Origin of the sequence: Bartonella sp. AP9QHHD (genome assembly GCF_042195625.1) — a bacterium.
Classification (GTDB): domain Bacteria; phylum Pseudomonadota; class Alphaproteobacteria; order Rhizobiales; family Rhizobiaceae; genus Bartonella.
Genome location: NZ_JBHIOP010000006.1, coordinates 1 through 1,750, shown reverse-complemented (window position 1 = coordinate 1,750; position 1,750 = coordinate 1). Strand labels below are relative to the sequence as shown.

Annotated in this window: 2 protein-coding genes and 1 pseudogene; all 3 read right to left on the bottom strand. The window is 38.1% G+C overall.

Annotation, left to right across the window (positions count from 1 at the left end; genetic code table 11):
* A partial coding sequence (locus tag ACFIK4_RS00575) for an ERF family protein (RefSeq protein WP_375674534.1) occupies window positions 1–612 on the bottom strand: 612 nt, incomplete at its 3' end.
* An 83-nt stretch (window positions 613–695) separates the two neighbouring features.
* Entirely contained in the window at window positions 696–938 is a 243-nt protein-coding gene (locus tag ACFIK4_RS00570) for a hypothetical protein (protein ID WP_375674532.1), read from the bottom strand.
* Between the two features lie 13 nt (window positions 939–951).
* Window positions 952–1,666, bottom strand: a pseudogene (locus tag ACFIK4_RS00565) (antA/AntB antirepressor family protein).
* Between the last annotated feature and the right edge of the window lie 84 nt (window positions 1,667–1,750).

Below are 1,750 nucleotides of genomic sequence, written 5' to 3'. Positions count from 1 at the left end.
TTGGGTTTGTACGACAAGTCTTCTGATTTCATTGATCTGTTGTGGAAAAGCCTTTTTAATAGGCGGGTTTCCATCTGTATCGTCTTCTTTACTTGCTAAATTAAGAAGCATGCCTAATAGGTATCTTCGTGCGTAGGTAAGTGTGGAACCAAGTGATTGTATGCTATTTTTAGAGCCTGTACTGTCAATTGGAAATGTTCCTTCTGTTGAGATTTGATTGTCTGAAGGATGAGACAGAGTTATTTCTATGGTAACGTTTTTTTCTGTTTGATTTTTAATACGATAAAACAAAGCAAATTTGTATGTTGCAAGCCCTTTCTTTACAGCATCAATGTACTGATCAAGTGTAGCGTATTTGCTGTTTGTATGGTTATTAATGGCGTTTTGTTCGATATTTTTATATGCCATTTGCACAGCCGAAAGATCACGGACAAAATTTTGGCGCTCTTGTCGTTTTATCTCTTGTTCTCTTAAATCAAGAAGACGCTCTAAGCGATCCATATCGACGTCACTGTCTAAGGCTTTATTTAAAATACGTTCCATGACAGTTTGTTCGACGGCTACATGATGTGTTTCTTCAATTTCTATTAGGTTAGTGTTTTGTTCACTCATCTTGATTTCCTACATTGCGCGCAATTCACCCGTGGCGTGAATCACGCTGGTGTTTAAAAGTTGGTTGTGTGGTTAAAAACGGCTTATATGGCTATTACGGTATTACCAAAAATCTCGGCAAAACCACAAACTTTAGCTTTTCCATAAACTTTGGCGTTACCAGAAACCCAGCAATTGCCATCATGACTTAGATTGTCTTCTTTCTCGATATAGCCTCCTAAATCACCTGCTTTAACATTACCAAAGTCTCTCAATGCACGAATGCGGTGGAGAGTTTTGCCCCCAACTTCGATTGTTTCATCAGTAAGTTCGTATTTCTTTTCCATGGTTTTACTCCTTTTAATGCATGCTTTGTCGTTTAATTTCTTGAGACAGCACCCCCATGCCTTTTGCTGTGATTTTTGCGCAAGGAATGACTTTTTCTATTCCACTTGCGGTTTGAAGTGTAATGGTGGGACAATCCATTAGTCCTTTTTGGATTTTATCCTGATAAGGCAATAAGCGATCCCCGAAAGTGCGTCGATACACCCATCCTTTTTTCTGTAGGAAGAGAATGAATTGTTTTGGTTGCATTTCGAGCNAAGCTTTCAAGAGCCATTGCTTTTGGTTTTAAATCTTCAATGATGATGTCTTTACGCTCATTTTCATTTTTTAGATGAGTTAATACACCTAACATTACTTGTGGACTTGAGTAATCGATTTGTGGTGTAACAACTTGCTTTGCACGCCGCTCGCATTCAATAAAATATTGACGGGCTTGTTTTCCTTTTTCATTACGCTCTACCATGGAAAGTTCTTTTGCCATTTCCAAGGTGAGATGATAATTAATTGCAATAACAGATCTAGATTTTGCGCTCGCCAAATTTGGTGACCGCAAATCTTGTGTTTTTACAAAGTCTTGTCCTTCTATAAAATTGTATCTGCTAATACGGTCCTTAATCCAATTGGAAAAGTCTCGTTTTGCTTCTAAGAATGCGTGCAAGTCACGAGCATTGACTGTTTGAACGTCTTCTCCGTTAACCGTGTTATTTGTAATAGCGATAGGATTATTCATAAGTTTACTCCATCCGATAATTTAATAAGAGGAAAGAGGGGGGCGCTTTTAAAAACGCCCTCTGTAGTATGTATAATGTGGGTA

Excerpts from the sequence above, each read along its gene's own strand:
- ACFIK4_RS00570 (WP_375674532.1), bottom strand. The coding sequence starts at position 938 with ATGGAAAAGAAATACGAACTTACTGATGAAACAATCGAAGTTGGGGGC.